We start from the raw sequence: 19,856 nt of genomic DNA, 5'->3' as shown, positions 1-19,856 counted from the left end.
TTCTTATCTGAAAGAATCGGTTAATAGCTTTATTTCAATTTGTGGAGATATGCGTTCGTACAAAATGTTGTAAACGGCATCAAGGATAGGCATGTTTACATGGCAGTGGCGGTTAATCTCTTTCATGCATTTTGTGCCAAAATAGCCTTCGGCAATCATTTCCATCTCAATCTGAGCGCTCTTTATGCTGTATCCTTTGCCGATCATTGTTCCGAATGTGCGGTTTCGCGAGAAGTTGGAATATCCCGTAACAAGCAGGTCGCCAAGATAAACTGAGTCGGTTATGTTACGGTCTATAGGATGTATTGTCTTGAGAAAGCGCGACATCTCCTGTACAGCATTTGACATAAGTACCGACTGGAAGTTGTCTCCATACTTAAGGCCGCTGCATACTCCGGCTGCAATTGCATAGACATTCTTCAGCACAGACGAGTATTCAATGCCGATAACATCGCTGCTGATTTTAGTCTTGATGAATTCGCTGGCCAGTATCTCAGAGAACGCCAGCGCCTTTTCGCGGTCGCTGCATCCTACAGTCAGGTATGAAAGACGCTCAAGAGCCACTTCTTCGGCATGCGACGGACCTCCAAGACATGCCAAGTTTTCGTAAGGAACATCATAAACCTGATGGAAATATTCTGAACACACCAGGTTCTCGTCAGGCACAATACCTTTTATTGCGGTAATTACGAATTTGTCTTTAATTCGTGTCTTCAGCTTTTTCAGATGATTCTTGAGGTAAGGTGAAGGTGTAACGAATATAAGAGTGTCGTATGCTTGAACGATTTTGTTGATGTCGCTCGAGAATTCTATTTCGTCAATGTTGAAGCGAACGCTTGTAAGATATGCCGGATTGTGTCCGAGCCTCCTGAAGTCTTCAATGCGGTCGTCACGGCGCATATACCATCCTAAATGATGTGTGTGCCCCACCACAATCTTGGCAATGGCGGTAGCCCAGCTTCCGACAATCTTGGCATTGGCGGTGCCCCAGCTCCCGCCGCCAATAACTGCTATTCTTCCGCAATCGTACATCTTTTCGATTTATGATTTATTATTTATAATCCGTGCATAAAATGTATTTATGCATTGCGGTGACAAGCCGGCAGACTTTACGGCCTGCCGGTGTGTCACCGCATAAGAATTATTCGTTATCAGAATTGTTTACGTTCTCAATCCATTTCGCAAAATCGTCTACTTTGGGATTTTCGTAGCCGAGTTTGTATTTCTTGTTTATTCCGCATACGTCCATTTGCAGTTTCTGCGGATTAACATCCTTGATGTCTGATGTAAGATTATAGCCGCATTTGTTGAATACGGGCACCCATTCTTCAGGCACACCAATAGCCTGCCATTCTGCAACGGTGCTCTTCGGAGCCTTTTTCTCCGGGCGCATCTGCGGGAAGAACAGCACTTCCTGAATAGACATTTCGCCTGTCATGAGCATAACCAGACGGTCGATACCGATGCCGATACCGCTTGTAGGCGGCATTCCGTACTGCAGCGCACGCAGGAAGTCCTGGTCGATGATCATTGCTTCGTCGTCGCCCTTGTCGGCTAGTTTCATCTGTTCGATGAATCTTTCCTCCTGGTCAATCGGGTCGTTAAGCTCAGAATATGCGTTGGCAAGCTCCTTGCCGTTTACCATAAGCTCAAAGCGCTCTGTCAGTCCGGGCTTGCTGCGGTGCATCTTTGTCAGAGGAGACATCTCTACAGGGTAGTCGATGATGAATGTTGGCTGTATGAATGTACCCTCACAGAATTCGCCGAATATCTCGTCTATCAGCTTGCCTTTGCCCATGGTGTCGTCTATTTCCATGTTGAGCTTCTTGCATACTTCGCGTATCTGGTCCTCGTCCATTCCGTTGAGGTCGTATCCTGTCTTCTCTTTGATGGCGTCAAGTATAGGCAGACGGCGGTATGGAGCCTTAAAGCTTATCACGTTGCCGTTGACTACGCTTTCGGGCTTTCCGTTTACGGCGATACATATTTTCTCAAGCAGCTGCTCTGTGAATGACATCATCCAGTTGTAGTCCTTATACTGTACGTACAGCTCCATGCAGGTGAACTCGGGGTTGTGAGTGCGGTCCATACCTTCGTTGCGGAAGTTTTTGCCTATTTCGTAAACACCTTCGAATCCTCCTACAATGAGTCGTTTCAGATACAACTCTGTTGCGATACGCATATACATCTCAACGTTCAGCGCGTTGAAGTGGGTTATGAACGGGCGTGCAGATGCTCCGCCTGGGATAGACTGCAGTATTGGGGTTTCAACTTCAGTGTATCCTGCCTCGTCGAGAGAGTTTCTCAGAGTTCTCAACACGGTGGCACGTTTCAGGAATGTCTCCTTCACGCCATCGTTGACAACGAGGTCTACATAGCGCTGGCGGTAGCGCAGCTCCGGGTCTTCAAACTTATCGTATGCCACACCGTCTTTATATTTAACGATAGGCAGCGGCTTTAAGCTTTTCGACAGCAGTGTCAGGCTCTGTGCGTGTACGCTGATTTCGCCTGTCTGTGTTCTGAATACGAAGCCTTTAACGCCGATGAAGTCGCCGATGTCGAGCAGTCTTTTGAAGACCTTATTATACATGTCCTTGTCTTCGCCGGGGCAGATGTCGTCGCGTGTGATATAAACCTGTATTCTTCCCTTTGAGTCTTGAATCTCGGCGAAAGATGCTTTACCCATTACGCGGCGGCTCATCATGCGGCCTGCTATGCACACCTCTCTCTGCGGCTCTTCGTCTTTGAATTCCGCTTTAATGTCTGTTGAGAAAGCATTTGTTGGATACTCGGCGGCAGGATATGGGTCGATTCCCATATCGCGCAGCTCCTGAAGACTTTGGCGTCTGCCAATTTCCTGTTCACTTAGTTCTAAAACGTTCATACTTAGAATTGTTCTTTTTTGATGAATGCAAAGTCTTCTCGCTTACGGTGACTGATAGGTCTGTCAGCGGAGCAGACTTTTCATACGGTAAACAACCTGGACCTAATGCAGACAAAAGACTTTTGTCTGAAAAGATGTTGTTTGGCTTGTGCAAAAATACAAAGAATTTTGGAATATAGGGACGTTATTTTGAAGAATATCTCAAAAATATCTTAAATAGGTGATGTTGTCCTTCGGCGTAGTGTTGCGTGTGGTTCGCATTTTCCGCTTTTTGCTTTCTTTTTGATTTTTCATGACGCTCTCATACTGCATAATTCTGTATTCTAAATCTTTTTTGCGTAAATATCGCAGTTTGGAGTGTGCATGCGTAAAGTGCAGTATGCCAACGGTATACTGCCAATGTTATGCAAAGTGTGCAGCTGGACGATGTCTTATATAATGCAAAAGGCCACCTTTTGCACTCTAAAAGGTAGCCTTTTACGCCTTAATATGTAGTATTTTATATGACGATTTATATTGTTTTATCCCCCAAAAAGCTATGTTTTAGCATGGCTGATGCCTGATTTTAGGCTGAAAATGGTCGTCTCCTGCGCTCAAATGGCACGTGTGCTGCCGTTCCGTTTGCTATTTTGCCTGCCTGAGAGTGCATATAGTCAACTTACGTTTTGTGCTGAATGCGGCCGGTATTCTTACATTCTGCATTCTTATGTTGCCTCCGTATACGGCCCGTCGCATATGTTGCCAGCTTGGCATCAGACATGAGTTTCTGTCGTTTGGACGTGTTATTTTATCACTGTTGCACGTATGATTTTTATGTCTTCAACGGGGCGGTCGTTCTTGTCGGTCTCAACCCATTGTATGCTGTCAACGGTTTCAAGCCCTTCAATTACTTCTCCGAATACCGTATACTGTCCGTCGAGGTGAGGGGTACCGCCTAAGCGCTTGTAGGCTTCTCTTATTTCGGGTGTCAGTTTCACTGTTCCGCCTGTGTTCTTGTCCAGTTTCAGCTGCACGTCGTCGAGCATGCTGTCGTTGAAACGGCGGCCGTAGACGATATAAAACTGAGATGCCGACGACTCTCTTTCGGGGTTTACATTGTCGCTTTCGCGTGCTGCTGCCACGGCTCCGCGCTTGTGGAATAGGGCAGGATACGTTATTTCGGCCTTCACCTTGTAGCTTTCGGGCGAGTCGCCAAGTAGCTGTCCCGGAGCGGCATGTCGGCTCGCGCTGTCGCCTGTCTGTATCATGAATCTGTCTATCACGCGATGAAACAGCAAGCCGTCATAGAAGCCTTCCTTCACAAGCCTGATAAAGTTGTCGCGATGGCGCGGTGTCTCGTTGTATAGTGCTATGCGTATGTTTCCTTTTGTCGTCTCAAGCATCACCTCATGGCGAAGCGTGTCTGCCTTCTGTGCCTGTCCTGCAACAGACATCAGCAGGGCCAAGGCTGTTGTTATAAGTGTCTTCATCTTTATCCTTTGTTTGATGTCGTTGTTTTTATGGTCGTTTGTCGTGGCATAGTCATTCTGCAGTCTCCTCTGCATATATCCTGTCGAATATTTCTTTCAGCCGCGCAGGCTGTATTATCAGGTCTCTTATCTGCTTCAGGCTTTTCTCGTTCTCCGATCCGGGTATCCAGAGCTTGATATATCCGTGGGCTGAATACTTGTTTTCAAGATGTTCGCAGAAGCGTTTCCATTGTTCCTCTTTGTTCTTTTCAGGATAGTGGTCTATGCCATATTCTATTGTCCTTCTGAACACTGTCTCTGGCTCTAGGTCGCGGTCTGCCTCGGCCACTATCTTTCCGTAGATGCTTCGTGGCGCGTGCGAGGCTGATGCCCTGTGGTCTTCAACGGCCTCTTTCATTATTTTTATCTGCTCTGTCGAGAACCATTTGCGCAGGCGCATGTCGGCAGCCAGAATCTTTCCGCTCGTTACGTGGTGTATGGCGCGCGGCCCTTCCAGTCCAAGGTCGTGGTAAGCTGCCGTGGCATAAGCCATATTGACGTCGGCACCAATCTTCTGCGCCAGCTTGATCGAGCGGTTTATCACGCGTGTAACATGAGTAAGATTGTGAGCTTTGTCAAATTCGGCATAGCGAGGCAGTATATCTGTTTCGATAAAAGCCATAAGGTCCAGACTTACATTCTTGTCAATCATAGCTTTAAGAATCATTAATTTCTTGCAAATATACGATATAATGTTTACTTTTGCAAGTGATTCGCCCGTGGATGTTACCTGAAGCATTAATTTATAGGTGTAGTGGCTTGATAAGGGTTTTTAGCCGGCAGCATGCCGTTGCTTGTCATCCCTCCTGTGCGCCATGAGGTACGCCGGCATGCCTTTCTCTTGGAGAATGCAATGCGCAAGGCATAGCTTGTTTACGTCCGGCGGCATTGCGGTCTGTCCTATGGGCATAATATAAAAGATTAAATCATGAACGAAAAACAAATAGATACAAACTCTGCAAAAGCGTGGATGCTGGCCTCGCGTCCGAAGACGCTTACGGGGGCAGCCGTGCCTGTTATGATAGGTTTGGCATTTGCGGCAAGAGACCTCGGGCTCGACGATTTCGGCTGGATGCCGGCCTTGTTGTGCGTGTTGTTTGCATTCATTATGCAGATTGACGCCAACTTCATTAACGACTATTTTGACTTTGTCCGTGGCAACGACGACGAGACACGTCTCGGGCCGCGCCGTGCGTGCGCACAAGGCTGGATAACACCCAAAGCCATGCGCCGTGCAATAATAATAACAACGGTGATAGCCTGCTGTATAGGTCTGCCGCTGGTGATATATGGCGGCTTGGAGATGATACTTGTCGGGGCGTTCTGCGTGGTGTTCTGTTTCCTTTACACCACATTGCTGTCATATCTTGGTCTTGGAGATGTGCTCGTGTTAGTGTTTTTCGGAATTATTCCCGTGTGTGTTACCTATTATCTCCAGACCGACAGGTTTACGTTTGAGGTGTTTATAGCCTCGTTGGCCTGCGGCTTTGTCATCGACACTTTGTTGCTTGTCAACAACTATCGCGACATCGACAACGATGCAAGGGCAGGCAAGAAGACGCTCATTGTTAGGGTGGGTGCCGAAGCCGGGCGCACAGCCTATCTCTGTTCTGGCATAATGGCATTGGTCTTTGGCGTTGCGTTTTTGCTCGAAGGACACATCTGTGCATTCTTGCTTCCTTTCCTTTATCTCATACCTCATTACGCGGCTTACCGCAAGATGGTGCGTATAAATAAAGGTAAGGCTCTCAACATGGTGCTTGGCGACACCGCACGCAATATGTTTATCTATGGTCTGCTCCTTTCTGTGGGCGTATTGTTGAATTGGTAATAATGTTATTTTATGAGAAAAATATTGTTCTTGTTCCTTTTTGCTGCGTTTTCGGCCTGTGCCGTTGCTCAGGAAACGCGCGACCCTGAAAACGATCATGTGCGTCTAACTCTTACAGACGGAAGCACGGTGGAAGGATATGTTCAGACTTATTGGGTGGACGGCAAGTTGTTTAAGCGCATGAACACATCGTTCACACTGTCTCCTGCGCCCGACGGCAATAATGCCGTTTCATATAGCGCCGACAATGTGAGGAGTATAGATTTTGTGAAAAAGACGTCGGCCAGCGGCAAGTATGACCATCTTGAGTCGCATCTTGTGGCTAATCCGTCTCTGCTTAAACCCAAGAAAACCATACGGCAGTTTGTATATAAAGAAGGTGAAAACGAAGTCGGCAAGATGTATTGGTGGAATGGGGTAGACTCGCAGAACATGCAGCTTGGCAAGATGAACATATCTACAATCTACGGCATAAGCCTTGCCGGCGACAGCGTTGTGGTTCCGTTCATGACGGGCAACGTCATAAGTCTTAATGCCATGCGTATACGTTACAAGAAGACAAATCCTGAACTTGTTGACTATGTAGACAAGCGTGTGCTTAAGGGTGGCAAACGGTTGTGGGAGACAATAGCCGCTGAACCAATGCTGTTTTTAGAGATTTGCAAAGATTTCTTTAATAAAAAGAATAGCTTTTAAAGCTGTTGTCTGGTTGATGCTGACCGGATGGCATGGTCATGGATGCCGTTCGTTTTAATTAAAGAAATATTAATATATGCCCTTCAATTTATTATTTCTGATTTTGTGTTGTCGGGATATTTAATTACTTTTGCACGATTTTATCAGCCCGCAGGGGTAAGATAAATATAGTTTTTTATCAGATTTAATTTTATAAAGGATAATATGAGAAGTAGAACATCAACATGGTTTGAGTGCAAAATACGTTACGAAAAGACGATGGAAGACGGAAGTCAGAAGAAAGTAACGGAGCTGTATGTTGTCGATGCGCTCAGTTTTACAGAGGCAGAGGCAAGCATAATTGAAGAAATGTCATCTTATATCAGTGGCGAGTTTGAGGTTAAGGATATTAAGAAAGCCGCTTATGGTGAAATTTTCTTCAGCGACTCTCCTTCTGCCGACCGCTGGTACAAGACCAAACTGCAGTTTATCACCATTGACGACAAGACTGAAAAAGAGAAAAAGTCTAACGTAAATTATCTCGTTCACGGCAGCACATTGCCAGGAGCTGTAAAGAGCATTGACGAGGTTATGGGCGGAACAATGATCGACTATGTTATCGCCAGCATTGCTGAAACTCAGATCATGGACGTGTTTGAGCACAATCAGATGCTGAAGAAGCCTGAAGTTGACGACAAACCTGAGTATGAACAGGACGGACAGAAAGCGGAGGAGGCGCTTCAATAATGAATGTTGACGTTGCGGCTAATCTGAAAAAAATAACAGACACTCTGCCTCAGGGCGTGCGCCTTGTGGCCGTGAGTAAGTTTCATCCCGATGAATATGTCGAGGCTGCATATAATGCCGGGCAGCGCGTTTTCGGTGAAAGTCATGAGCAGGAACTGTCAAAAAAGCAGCAGACCTTGTCTGATGACATCGAGTGGCACTTTATAGGACATCTTCAGACCAATAAGGTGAAATACATAGCACCTTATATTTCGATGATTGAAGCTGTCGATTCTCTGAAACTTCTGAAGGAGATAAACAAGCATGCCGCAAAGCATGACCGCGTAATCAAGGTGCTGCTTGAGCTGCATATTGCCGAAGAGGCAACCAAATACGGGCTCACCCTTGATGCCTGCCGCGAGCTACTTGAGGAAGGTGAGTGGCGCGAGCTTCACAATGTGCAGATCTGCGGCTTGATGATGATGGCCTCTAATGTTGACGATGAGGATCAGATTAGGCGCGAGTTTAACACGGCAGCCGATTTCTTTGATGAGGTTAAGGCCCGTTATTTTGCCGATGATGATGCTTTCTGCGAGCGTTCATGGGGAATGAGCGACGATTATCAGATTGCCGTTCAGTGCCGCAGTACGATGGTTCGTGTAGGAACAGCCATCTTCGGTCCGCGTGTATATTGAATGAAAATAATATACCTTTTGGGGACGGACATGTCTGAGAACTCTCGGGCAGTTCGTCCTTCTTTATTTTACTGAAGTAATTTATATTAAAGACACAGATATTATGAAGGTTTTATTGGTAAACGGAAGCCCTAAGGCTAACGGATGCACACATGCCGCTTTAGAGGTTGTTGCAGGAGAGTTGGCCAAGTGTGGCATTGATACAGAAATATTCTGGTGCGGCAATAAGCCCATAATGGGCTGTATAGGCTGTGGAAAGTGCAGCCAGACAAAGCGCTGCTGGTATGACACAGACACAGTGAACAGATTTCTTGAAAAGGTTGACGAGGCAGACGGATTTATCTTTGGCACTCCTATTCACTTTGCCGGTCCGTCGGGTTTCATAAAGCCGTTTATGGACAGGGCGTTCTGCAGCAAGGCATCGCTTTATACCAACAAGCCGGCAGCAACGGTTGTAAGTTGCAGGCGTGGCGGCGCCTCTGCCGGATTTGACGACCTTAACAAGTATTACGGTATATGCAATATGCCTACAGTGCCTTCTGTTTATTGGAATCAGGTGCACGGCAATAAGCCGGAAGACGTGTTTATGGATGAAGAGGGCATGCAGACCATGCGCCGTCTTGGGCAGAACATGGCCTGGCTGCTTAAATGTATAGAGGCAGGAAAGAAAGCCGGAGTAAGTCTGCCTGAAGTTGAACCTACTATACGCACCAACTTTATAAGATAACTGCTGTTGTCTTTTTCAGCAGATATTTCCGTTGCTGTTGTTATAGTTATGGTAAAATATCTTACGAAAAAACTCATCACACATAACATACGTCAGTAAGTTGCTTAAACTCAGATTGTTGTCGTGTGATGAGTTTATGATTCAAGTCATCACGCCATAATGTATTCGTAGCCAGATTGTTACATGTCTTTGTGATGAGTGATGACTTTTTATGCTAAAAAAACATTTGCTCACGTTCTTTAGTGTGAGAGCATAGGTTTCGTTTTGCGATTAATGCCAAATGGAGCTCTCAAAGGGCATCTTTTGTATTGCAATATGCGGCTTGTTGTATTGTGCTTGGATATGGCCGCTTTGACGTAACTTTTATCGTCTTTCGTTCTTTTCGAAGAAATATTGTCCCTTATTCTTTGTCCTGCCGCCGTATTCTATGGCATGTTTGGGACAATGATGATAGCAGGCGAAGCATGACAGACACGAACCGTTATGCTTCCATTTAGGCATGGAACCCTTACTCCAGATTATGTCGTTTACAGGACATGCTTCGGCACATTTGCCGCATCTGATGCATAAGTCTTCTGTTACATGGAATGGCTTGTCTGTTATAAGGTGCTTTACGAAGAAACTGCCGATGAGACGGCTGTTTATTTTTGGCCATCGCCCTATGACAAGGTCTTTTACGCCAGTCTGGCGCTTCATGATCATATCGGTAAAACGTTCAAGGTCTTCTGTCGCCTTTTCTTTTTTCTGTTTTTCTTTGTCGCGTGTGTCAACATCCATGAAGGGCAGACCGACATACGATTCGGGCATGATAAGCGAGAAGGCGCTGTCTAGATGAACACCAATTCTTTTGAGGTCTCTTTCGAAAATGTCAACAGCCTCGCCGACGTTGTCGCCAGTTGTACAAAGGACATAGCAATAGTGGCCTTCAGCATTTATTATTGAAAGCCTTCTGATGAAATTTCTTACAATGAGCGGCGGCCGCCATCCATGCACAGGAAAGCAGAAGCCAAGGCGTTCGCCTTCCTCGAGTTTGTAGCTTACATCGGTTCCGGCGATGTCTGTTATGTCAATGAGCTTTTCGCCTGTCTTTTCACTGAGAGTGGTGGCTGCCCATCTTGTGTTTCCTGTTCCTGAGAAATATATAATCATATCGCAAAGATAATGTAAAGCCGGCGCAAAACAAAACGAAAACCGCAGTTTTTTCTTTTTGTTATGTTTTGTAATGGTCTTGGGTGTCGTTTTAAATAAAATAGTCATGACATGTTTATTTTCTGTATGTGCTTTTAACGTAAATATTATAACTAAAAACCTTATGCCATGGTGGTGGCTTTAGGGATAAATTTGTATATTTGCATAACTGCAAACGGCTATTCAGTATAGTCTTGTTGGCCTTAATAAATGAAAACAAACGGACAAATACAGCTTTATCCTGTCTTGCGTGTGGCTTTGTTCCTTGTAGCAGGCATTGTGTCGGGCGAGCTTCTTTATGGGGCTGTGTCTTGTGATGCGTGGTTTGCGGCGACGGCTGTGTCTTTAATGTTTGCTTTATTAGCGTATAGGCGTTGTGTGTTGCAGACTGTTCTTATATTTCTTACTTGCTATTTCCTCGGAGCCATGCTCGTGTGTAGAGAATTGGATGAAGTCAATATGTCCGTGCCCGGGGAAGATACGGCATATTCGGCTGTGGTGGTCAGTCAGCCTGTCGTTGCGGGAAAAGTTGTAAGATGCGACTTGATAACGGTAAATACGCATCGTCCTATGAAGATAAAGGCAAGCATATACAGAGACTGGCGTGCGGACAGACTGCGTATAGGCAATGGTATAGAGGCAGTCTCGTTACTTGAAAAGCCAACAAATTATGCAGGTGCTGATTTTGACTATGCGCGGTATTTGCTTTATCACGGATATGTTGCCACCACATTTATATATATAGACGAATGGAAAGGGGCTGCGGTTGACCTCAGTCGGCTGTCTGTTGTTCTGCGTGCACGCATATCCGCATTAGTTTTCCGTGACAAACTGCTGCAGCGTTTTAGTGACATGGGCTTCAGCGGGCAGGCGTATGCTGTACTGGCGGCAATGACGTTAGGCGATAAATCCTCGCTTTCAGATGAGTTGAAAGAGGAGTATTCTGTGTCGGGAGCGTCGCATGTACTGGCTTTGTCGGGTCTGCATCTCGGCATAATCTACGCAATATTGTCGCTGTTGTTTTCGCGCCGCCGGTGGCAGATTGTTTCTCAGGTGCTGATTCTGCTTGCAATATGGTCTTATGTCTTTATCGTGGGCATGTCAGCTTCCGTGGTTCGTTCGGCCGTAATGCTTACGGTCTATTCGTTTGTAAGCTTGCTTAACCGCAACAGACTGTCGCTCAACACGCTGTCAGTGGCTGCTGTTGTCATATTGGCCGGCAGTCCGCTATATCTTTATGATGTAGGTTTTCAGATGTCGTTTGCCGCTGTATTGTTTATCATCATATTCTATCGTCCGCTTCTGGAAGTTATGCCCGGAAGCATCCGCAATATTCCTATAATAAAACAGGTATGGCAGATGACGGCTGTATCAGTGGCTGCACAGATAGGAGTGGCCCCGCTGATAGCGTTTTATTTTGGCCGTTTCTCATGCTATTTCCTCCTTACCAATATGATTGTAGTGCCTGCAGCCACAGTTATCCTTTATGGGGCTGTACTGACGGCTGCTGTGAGTTTCCTGCCTTGGCTTCAGACGTTGTTGGCCGGACTGCTGCTTAAAGTGGTGATATTGCTTAATGCCTGCGTATCCTTTGTGGCGGCTTTGCCCGGGGCAAGTGTTGACGGCATTAGGATAGGACTGCTGCAGCTGCTTCTTATTTACATTCTGATATTTGCTTTGTCAGTGTTGGGGCATTATTGCAGAAAGATGATAAGATAAGTATCTGTGCCATTGTGCCGGCGAGTTTAGTCATAAAAACTTATGGAAGGAGAGCTGTAAAGGCTTATGGAAATGCCCGTCAAGATGATTTATTTGTTTTCTTTCGCTCGTCAATATATCTTTAGTTTATGAAAAATATGTAATTTTGCACACGGATTATTCATATAGTGCGTAATACATGCAGAGATATTTTGTTTATTTTAAATATGACGGCACGGCTTATCACGGATGGCAGGTACAGCCCAATGCCGTTTCTGTTCAGGAAAAGTTGCAGGATGCCTTGTCAACTCTTCTGCGTGAAGAAATACAAGTGGTAGGAGCAGGCCGTACTGACACCGGTGTTCATGCCAGAATGATGGTGGCTCACTTTGACACGGATAAAGATATTGACGGCCCACAGCTGGTATATAAGCTGAACAGACTTTTGCCGAGAGATATTTCTGCAGATAAGGTTATTCCTGTCTGTCAGGATATGCATGCTCGTTTCAGCGCCAGGTCGAGAACCTATCATTATTATGTTCATCAGCATAAAGATCCGTTTTTGCGCCATTACTCATGCGAACTTTTTTATGACCTTGATTTCGAAAAGATGAATGAGGCGGCCGCAATGCTGCTGGAGTATGATGACTTTGCCGCATTCTGCAAGAGCAACACCGACGTGAAGACCACTTTGTGTGATGTAACAGAGGCCAGATGGGTGAAGGACGGCGAGTATAGTTGGCATTTTGTCATTACGGCCAACAGATTTCTGCGTAACATGGTAAGGGCTGTTGTAGGGACTTTGGTTGATGTTGGCCGAGGGCGGATAAGTGTGCAGGATTTCAGAGCTGTTATAGAAGGTCGCCGGCGTTCGGGTGCCGGTGAGAGTATGCCCGGCAATGCTTTGTTTCTGGAAAATATCGAATATTAAGCCATAGCGGCTATAATGTAAATAGGTAAATATAATTTTTAAGGTAAATGTGGTTATTATTAGCTTTTATGTCGGCAGCCCTATTGGGCTTTTACGACTCGTTTAAGAAAAAGGCATTAGACGGCAATGCCGTAATACCGGTGTTGTTTCTCAACACGCTGTTTTCATCGCTTATTTTCCTTCCGTTCATAATCCTTTCGTATAATACGAATGTTCTTGACGGAAGCATATTTCATGTAGGAGGCGGAGGATGGGAAGTTCATAAATATATTGTCCTGAAAAGTCTCATTGTCTTGTCCTCGTGGATTTTCGGATATTTCGGAATGAAGCATCTGCCACTGACCATAGTAGGGCCGATTAATGCCACTCGTCCGGTAATGGTGCTGGTCGGTGCGCTGCTGGTGTTTGGCGAGCGTCTTAATGTATATCAGTGGATAGGTGTGGCTCTTGCGGTGGCGTCATTTCTTATGCTCAGCAGGAGCGGAAAGAAAGAAGGCATTGACTTTAAGCACGACCGCTGGATATATTTCATCGTGCTTGCTGCCGTACTCGGTGCTGTAAGCGGACTTTATGACAAGTATCTTATGGCTCCGGTAAGCCAGGGCGGAGTAGGGCTTGACACGATGATGGTGCAGAGCTGGTATAACATATATCAGTGTGTCATGATGGGCATCATGCTGGTTGTGCTATGGCTGCCAAAGTCAGGACAGACCACGCGGTTCAGATGGGACTGGTGCATAATCCTTATAAGTATTTTTCTTAGTGCGGCCGATTTTGTTTATTTCTATGCCTTGAGCATTCCCGGAGCAATGATAAGCATTGTCTCTATGGTAAGACGTGGAAGCGTTATTGTGTCGTTCCTGTTTGGAGCAGTGCTCTTGCATGAGAAAAACTTAAAGAGTAAAGCTGTTGACCTGTTGCTGGTATTGCTCGGAATGCTGTTCCTGTATATAGGTTCTAATTGACACCATTAATTAGCGATATGTGTAAAATACGGCTTTTTATTTTGTGTTTTGATATAAAAAGTTTATTTTTGCATTCAATTAATAAGATGGAAATTGTTTTATGAAGCAAAATATTTTTAAAGGTTTAGGCATAGCTTTGGTTACTCCTTTCGCCTCAGACGGTTCGGTTGATTATGATGTCCTGAAAAATTTGTTGGACTATCAGCTGAAGAACGGCGCCGATTTCTTTTGTATTCTTGCCACAACAGGAGAAACTCCTACGTTGACAAAAGATGAAAAGCAAAAGATTAAAGAGCTTGTTGTTGAAAAGGTGGGTGACAAGGTTCCAATCTTGATTGGATGCGGAGGAAACAATACGGCTGATGTTGTAAACGAGCTTCAGACGGCAGATTTTTCTGGCATTGACGGCATATTAAGTGTTTGTCCTTATTATAACAAACCGTCTCAGGAAGGTTTGTATCAGCACTTTAAGGCTATAGCCGGGGCAACAAATATGCCTGTTGTGCTTTATAATGTACCCGGACGGACGGGCGTTAACCTTAAGGCTGAGACAACAGTGCGCCTTGCACGTGACTGCGAGAACATTGTAGCCATAAAAGAAGCAAGCGGAAGTCTGGAACAGGTGGACGAAATTATTAAGAACAAACCGGACGGCTTTGATGTCATCAGTGGTGACGACGCACTCACGTTCCCGATGATAGCATGTGGCGCAGCCGGTGTCATTTCGGTTATCGGCAACGCTCTGCCTAAAGAGTTCTCAAGGATGATACGTCTTGAGATGAAAGGCGAGATAGAGAGTGCAAGAAAGATACATCATAAGTTTACAGATTTGTTTAATCTGTTGTTCGTTGACGGCAATCCGGCAGGAGTGAAGGCCATGCTTCATGAAATGGGCATGATCGAGAATGTTCTCAGGCTTCCTCTTGTGCCAACCCGTCTTACCACGATGCAAAAGATAAGCGACTGTCTGAAGTTCAGACTGTAATCGCATTTTATAAAGAAACGAGTCTTTTTATCTTAAATAGCAGGCGAATATGTTCGCCTGCTAAATTATTAACCTTATTTAATATATTTGCTATGAAGAAAAATTTCATAATTGTAGCAGCATCAGTGATGGCACTGATGTCGTGTGGCGGTGGAGAAAAATTATATACAGAGGAACAACTGTTGGGTGAATGGCATGAAGTAATGCCGGTCAACAAGCATATTGTTCAGGGCATGTTGCTTGATAAAGCAAACAAGGCCTCTTCTGTAGGAATGGCTACATTAAAATATAATAATTGGAAGTTGGTCAAAGGAAAACACAAAAAAAACTGTATTGTGTTGTGTGGCGAAAGCATCGGGAACGGACAGACCATACAGTTTTGTGACACCCTTAATATAATAGCATTGCAGAACGACATGCTTACCTTGGGAAAGGGTGAGATGTATAGGATAGAGTATCGTCGTGCGCAAGAGAACACCACGCCTCTGATTGGTGGAAGTGATGCGGCGATGGGGTATACCTATTCTAAAGTCTTGGACAAGAAGATAAGAATATTTGAAGCCGGAACCCGTTTGTTGTCAGCCGTAGACCAGCATTCATCATCCGCAGCTTATGTCGTATTCTCTTCTGATTCAGCTAAGGTTGAAGTGTTTATGCCTGAAGAGACTGTTGTCCTGGAGAAACGTGTGCGCCCTGATGGTTCCGCTGTATGGAATGTCGAGGATGATGATTCGTATATGCTGGAGAAGAGCAACGACGAGTGGATTGTGTCACGGAGAGGTAAAGTTGTTTATTCTTCTACCGGTTTTGAGAATATAATAAAGGCTGATTTTAAAAATAATAAAGGTGAGCAACTTGCAGCTAAGTTCTTTACAAAGGCCGGAGTCGCACAGGTAACCTATTTAGGCGTTGATTATTTGCTTTACCAGTATGTTACGGCATCGGGTTATGGATATAAGAATTCTTTTATTGATATAAGAGGCAAGGGTAAGGACATGACACTGACTTTTGTCGGGAAGGATACTTCTGTTGAGTTTACCGAACAGTGACATGCTGCGCTCCTTGCGGCAGTTGTGGGTGCGTAATTTGAGTTTGACATGAATACATAAATGAATGCCGATATTATCGGCATGGATAATTAACCAGATGTATTTGCTATGTCAGACGTGTCCGAACTTGGATGTATTGTTGCGGATATTCATTCCGGTCTGAAAAACTATAAGAAAATATGCTTATATGTCTTATAGACGGCTTGAATATGTGCTTTATTTTGAGTAAACTTTAAGTAAAAGACTGCTTACAGGTTTTAAATCATTAACCTATTGTTTTCGTGTCGTAACTCAGTCACTTTAGGATCAAAAGTGGCTGAGTTACGACACGTAGATTAATGACTTTTTGTTACTCATGCAGAGACTTTGTAGATTAACCACAAGTAGGGCATTTAGATTCTGCAAGGTTGCTGTTAAATGTCTTTATTCTGAAACAGGGTTGAACCAGGACGCTTGTTGATGACATCTCTAGTTTTACTACTTGTCTGTATCAGTCTGTCGTTATCTTTACGTGAGTTTTGTTTATATAAATATAAAAAGGGGATGTGCCGAAGACACATCCCCTTTTTGTCGTATTGTTTTTGTTTATTAATAGTTTCTTGCTTCAATCTGGAAGTAAGCCTGAGCGTGGTTGCAAACCGGGCAGATGCTAGGAGCCTCTTTTCCAATTACAATGTGTCCACAGTTAGAGCATTGCCAGATGCAGTCTCCGTCCTTAGAGAATACCATCTTATCCTGAATGTTTTTCAGAAGCTTGCGGTAGCGCTCTTCGTGATGTTTCTCAATTTCAGCTACGCCTTCGAATTTAGCAGCAATCTCGTCAAATCCTTCTTCACGAGCTTCTTTTGCCATACGGGCATACATATCTGTCCATTCGAAGTTCTCACCGGCAGCAGCATCAGCAAGGTTAGCTTCTGTTCCGTTGATTTTGTTTCCGTTCAGATATTTATACCATAATTTTGCGTGCTCCTGCTCGTTTTTTGCAGTCTCCTCGAATATGGCGGCAATCTGTACATATCCGTCTTTTTTTGCTTTAGATGCAAAATATGTATACTTGTTGCGTGCCATTGATTCACCTGCAAATGCTTCCTGAAGATTCTTTTCTGTCTTTGTTCCTTTTAATTCTTTCATAATCTTTTTGTTTTTAATTGTCTGTTAAATCAGATATAAAGTATTAATTTTCAATTTATGATTTTAATGCCAATGATTATATATGTAGTACATTTTCATTTAAGACATTTATGTAGGCAAAGATATTCAATAATATTGAAACAAACAATTTTGTTATGCTTTTTTATTATTTTAAATTGTTATTTCGCCACATATTGATTTGTTCATGTAGCTTTTCACAATTTTATTGTCTGTAAATCTTGCCTGTAGGCACATGAGTTTCGTAACGGCACATTCAACGGTGCTGTCATATCCGCTTATAACTCCGGTGCTCTTGAGTCTGTAGCCGGTGTCGTATCTGGTCATTTCCACGCTTCCCGCAAGACATTGGCTTATGTTTACGATAGTCACTCCTCTTAGGCTGGCCTCTTTCAGAATTCTGGTTAGCCATGGAGCTTTTGGCGCATTGCCGCTTCCGAAGCTTCTCATTACAATAGACCTCAGTTCAGGTGCTTCGAGAACATGGTATATAATCTTTTCCTGTAATCCTGGGAACAGCGAGAATACCACGACATTCGGGTCGATTGCTGTATGCGGCACCATGGGCTTGCTGTAATCAGGCTTCAGTATATATTCTTCATGATATATAATGTTCACTCCGGCTTCTGCAAGATGCGGGAAGTTGAACGACTCGAAGGCGTTAAAGCCGTCGGCATTGGTCTTTGTCGATCTGTTTCCGCGAAGCAATTTGCCGCTGAAGTAGATGCAAACCTCTGGTACCATGGCTGTGCCGTCAGGATGAGACGCAGACGCAATCTCAATACTTGTTATCAGGTTTTCTTTGCCGTCTGTCCGCAATTGGTTAATAGGTAATTGGCTGCCTGTAAGCACAACGGGTTTTGTCAGGTTTTCGAGCATGAAAGAAAGTGCAGACGCGGTATAGGCCATTGTGTCTGTTCCGTGCAAAATAACAAATCCGTCATATTGGTCATATCGCTCAGCAATGATTCTCACCAGCTGCGACCAGAATCTAGGCGACATATCGCTTGAATCTATAGGCTGCGTAAACTGATAAGTTTCGATACCTGTTCTCAACATTGAAAACTCAGGCAGACAACTCACAAGGTGGTTGAAGTCTAAGGGTTCTAACACTCCTGTATCCGGGTTCTTTCCCATACCGATAGTTCCACCTGTGTATATAAGCAAAACTCGGTTTGATCTTGTTATTTTTGACATGGCTGATATTAAATTATTCTTATACGGACATCGTTTATGTATTTTATTTTGTGCAAATATAATTTAAAATAATCTGAAATCAAAAAAAAAGATGTATATTTGCATAAATAAAATAGTTAAATTTAAAAATTATAATTAACGCTTTTAATAAAAAACAAACATGAAAAAATTTATGGATGAAAACTTCCTGCTAGAAACATCTACTGCACAGGATCTATTTCATAATCATGCGGCAAAAATGCCGATTATTGACTATCATTGCCATTTGATTCCTGAAATGGTCGCTAACGACCACAAATTCAAGAGCATAACAGAGCTGTGGTTGGGCGGTGATCATTACAAATGGCGTGCTATGCGTACTAACGGCGTTGACGAGAAGTATTGCACAGGAACAGAAACTAGCGATTGGGAAAAATTTGAAAAATGGGCTGAGACTGTTCCTTATACATTCAGAAACCCGCTTTATCATTGGACACACCTTGAGCTGAAGACTGCTTTTGGCATAGATAAGCTCTTGAGCCCGAAGACAGCCCGTGAAATATATGATGAATGTAACGAAAAACTTCAGCAGCCTGAATATACAGCAAGAGGCTTTATGCGTCGTTACAACGTTGAATGTGTTTGTACAACAGACGACCCTATTGATGATCTGAGATATCATAAGCAGACACGCGAGAGCGGATTTGAAATCAAAATGATTCCGGCCTGGAGACCTGACAAGGCTATGGCTGTTGACAATACAAAGAATTTTGCTGAGTATGTAAATAAGCTGGGCGAAGTTGCAGGCGTTTCAATTGCTAAATTCCAGGATATGATTGACGCATTGCAGAAGCGTCACGATTTCTTCCACGAGAATGGTTGCCGTCTTTCTGACCACGGAATTGAAGAGTTCTATGATGAGCCTTACACTGACAGCCAGATAGAAATCATATTTGAAAAAGCTATGCGCGGTCAGGAGCTTTCACAGCAGGAAATTCGTCAGTTCAAGCATTGCATGCTTACAATCTTTGCTGAGATGGATCATGCAAGCGACTGGACACAGCAGTTCCATTATGGCGCAATCCGTGATAACAACAGCCTGATGTTCAAGAAACTCGGACCTGATACTGGTTTTGATTCTATCGGTGAATTCAATACAGCAAAGGCAATGAGCCATTTCCTTGATCACCTTAACGCTGAAGGTAAGCTTACACGTACTATATTGTACACACTGAATCCGTGTGCAAATGAAGTTATAGCTACAATGTTAGGAAACTTCCAGGATGGTTCTTGTCCGGGCAAGATACAGTTTGGTAGCGGCTGGTGGTTTAATGATCAGCTTGACGGTATGACAAGACAGATGAATGCATTGTCTGTGCTCGGCTTGTTGAGCCGCTTTGTCGGAATGCTTACCGACAGCCGTTCATTCCTGTCTTATCCTCGTCATGAGTATTTCCGCCGTTTGCTCTGTAACCTGCTTGGCAATGACGTAGAGAAAGGACTCCTTCCTGACGACAAGGAAAGCCTGTATCGCATGGTTGAGGATATAAGCTACTATAACGCGAAAAACTATTTCAAGTTTTAATGCTTGAAGCATGAATATGGAGCCTCTTTTGCTGAGTCTGTACAGATTATGCAAAAGAGGCTTTATGATTTTTAATTATTGAAA

The 19,856-nt window shown here is 44.2% G+C and carries 18 protein-coding genes; 11 read left to right on the top strand and 7 right to left on the bottom strand.

Going from position 1 to position 19,856, the window contains the following annotated elements; all coding sequences use genetic code 11:
- Positions 1–3: 3 nt before the first annotated feature.
- The 4 genes from QVO66_RS04240 to QVO66_RS04225 all read right to left on the bottom strand — a co-directional run bounded on the left by QVO66_RS04240 (position 4) and on the right by QVO66_RS04225 (position 5,044).
- A complete protein-coding gene (locus QVO66_RS04240) occupies positions 4–1,032 on the bottom strand; it encodes an NAD(P)H-dependent glycerol-3-phosphate dehydrogenase (RefSeq protein ID WP_021854170.1) in 1,029 nt (342 codons plus the stop codon).
- 109 nt (positions 1,033–1,141) lie between these two features.
- Entirely contained in the window at positions 1,142–2,884 is a 1,743-nt protein-coding gene (gene lysS / locus QVO66_RS04235) for a lysine--tRNA ligase (protein WP_021854169.1), read from the bottom strand.
- A gap of 782 nt (positions 2,885–3,666) precedes the next feature.
- Positions 3,667–4,353 (bottom strand): peptidylprolyl isomerase, encoded by a 687-nt coding sequence (locus QVO66_RS04230; RefSeq protein ID WP_288172587.1) that lies wholly within the window; start codon positions 4,351–4,353, stop codon positions 3,667–3,669.
- Positions 4,354–4,405: 52 nt separating this feature from the next.
- The gene (locus tag QVO66_RS04225; RefSeq protein ID WP_053398468.1) at positions 4,406–5,044 is read right to left on the bottom strand and encodes an HD domain-containing protein; all 639 of its coding nucleotides are present in this window, start codon (positions 5,042–5,044) and stop codon (positions 4,406–4,408) included.
- A gap of 276 nt (positions 5,045–5,320) precedes the next feature.
- On the opposite strand from QVO66_RS04225, the gene menA reads away from it, so the two are divergent.
- From menA to QVO66_RS04200, 5 genes are all read left to right on the top strand, one after another.
- Positions 5,321–6,223, top strand: a complete 903-nt coding sequence (gene menA, locus QVO66_RS04220) for a 1,4-dihydroxy-2-naphthoate octaprenyltransferase (protein ID WP_021854166.1) — start codon at positions 5,321–5,323, stop codon at positions 6,221–6,223.
- 12 nt (positions 6,224–6,235) lie between these two features.
- The gene (locus tag QVO66_RS04215; protein ID WP_021854165.1) at positions 6,236–6,919 is read left to right on the top strand and encodes a hypothetical protein; all 684 of its coding nucleotides are present in this window, start codon (positions 6,236–6,238) and stop codon (positions 6,917–6,919) included.
- Positions 6,920–7,123: 204 nt separating this feature from the next.
- Positions 7,124–7,645: a DUF4494 domain-containing protein gene (locus QVO66_RS04210; RefSeq protein WP_021854164.1), complete on the top strand. Its 522-nt coding sequence runs from the start codon at positions 7,124–7,126 to the stop codon at positions 7,643–7,645.
- A complete protein-coding gene (locus QVO66_RS04205; protein ID WP_021854163.1) occupies positions 7,645–8,319 on the top strand; it encodes a YggS family pyridoxal phosphate-dependent enzyme in 675 nt (224 codons plus the stop codon). The genes QVO66_RS04210 and QVO66_RS04205 overlap by 1 nt, the downstream gene beginning before the upstream one ends.
- 103 nt (positions 8,320–8,422) lie before the next feature.
- Entirely contained in the window at positions 8,423–9,046 is a 624-nt protein-coding gene (locus QVO66_RS04200; protein ID WP_021854162.1) for a flavodoxin family protein, read from the top strand.
- Between the two features lie 363 nt (positions 9,047–9,409).
- Here the strand turns inward: QVO66_RS04200 and QVO66_RS04195 are convergent, their stop codons facing one another.
- Positions 9,410–10,195, bottom strand: a complete 786-nt coding sequence (locus QVO66_RS04195) for an EFR1 family ferrodoxin (RefSeq protein WP_288172576.1) — start codon at positions 10,193–10,195, stop codon at positions 9,410–9,412.
- Positions 10,196–10,444: 249 nt separating this feature from the next.
- On the opposite strand from QVO66_RS04195, the gene QVO66_RS04190 reads away from it, so the two are divergent.
- The 5 genes from QVO66_RS04190 (at position 10,445) to QVO66_RS04170 (ending at position 15,862) form a co-directional block, all read left to right on the top strand.
- Entirely contained in the window at positions 10,445–11,953 is a 1,509-nt protein-coding gene (locus QVO66_RS04190) for a ComEC/Rec2 family competence protein (protein ID WP_021854160.1), read from the top strand.
- A gap of 178 nt (positions 11,954–12,131) precedes the next feature.
- Positions 12,132–12,863 carry a tRNA pseudouridine(38-40) synthase TruA gene (gene truA, locus QVO66_RS04185; protein WP_021854159.1) on the top strand — a complete coding sequence of 244 codons (732 nt, stop codon included), beginning with the start codon at positions 12,132–12,134 and terminating at the stop codon, positions 12,861–12,863.
- 47 nt (positions 12,864–12,910) lie between these two features.
- A complete protein-coding gene (locus QVO66_RS04180; protein ID WP_021854158.1) occupies positions 12,911–13,828 on the top strand; it encodes a DMT family transporter in 918 nt (305 codons plus the stop codon).
- 100 nt (positions 13,829–13,928) lie between these two features.
- Positions 13,929–14,813, top strand: a complete 885-nt coding sequence (gene dapA / locus QVO66_RS04175) for a 4-hydroxy-tetrahydrodipicolinate synthase (RefSeq protein WP_021854157.1) — start codon at positions 13,929–13,931, stop codon at positions 14,811–14,813.
- A gap of 92 nt (positions 14,814–14,905) precedes the next feature.
- Complete coding sequence (locus QVO66_RS04170; protein WP_021854156.1) at positions 14,906–15,862, top strand: lipocalin family protein; 957 nt, start codon at positions 14,906–14,908, stop codon at positions 15,860–15,862.
- Between the two features lie 588 nt (positions 15,863–16,450).
- On the opposite strand, the gene rbr is transcribed toward QVO66_RS04170, so the two are convergent.
- Positions 16,451–16,993, bottom strand: a complete 543-nt coding sequence (gene rbr, locus QVO66_RS04165) for a rubrerythrin (protein WP_021854154.1) — start codon at positions 16,991–16,993, stop codon at positions 16,451–16,453.
- A gap of 171 nt (positions 16,994–17,164) precedes the next feature.
- Positions 17,165–18,199, bottom strand: a complete 1,035-nt coding sequence (locus QVO66_RS04160) for an asparaginase (protein WP_370799987.1) — start codon at positions 18,197–18,199, stop codon at positions 17,165–17,167.
- 169 nt (positions 18,200–18,368) lie between these two features.
- On the opposite strand from QVO66_RS04160, the gene uxaC reads away from it, so the two are divergent.
- Positions 18,369–19,772, top strand: a complete 1,404-nt coding sequence (gene uxaC, locus QVO66_RS04155; protein WP_021854152.1) for a glucuronate isomerase — start codon at positions 18,369–18,371, stop codon at positions 19,770–19,772.
- Positions 19,773–19,856 lie beyond the last annotated feature (84 nt).

It is taken from the genome of Prevotella sp. CAG:255 (assembly GCF_000431195.1).
Taxonomy (GTDB): Bacteria; Bacteroidota; Bacteroidia; order Bacteroidales; family Bacteroidaceae; genus Prevotella; species Prevotella rara.
The sequence above is the reverse complement of the archived record's forward strand: the minus strand, read 5'-3'. Positions and strand labels throughout refer to the sequence as shown.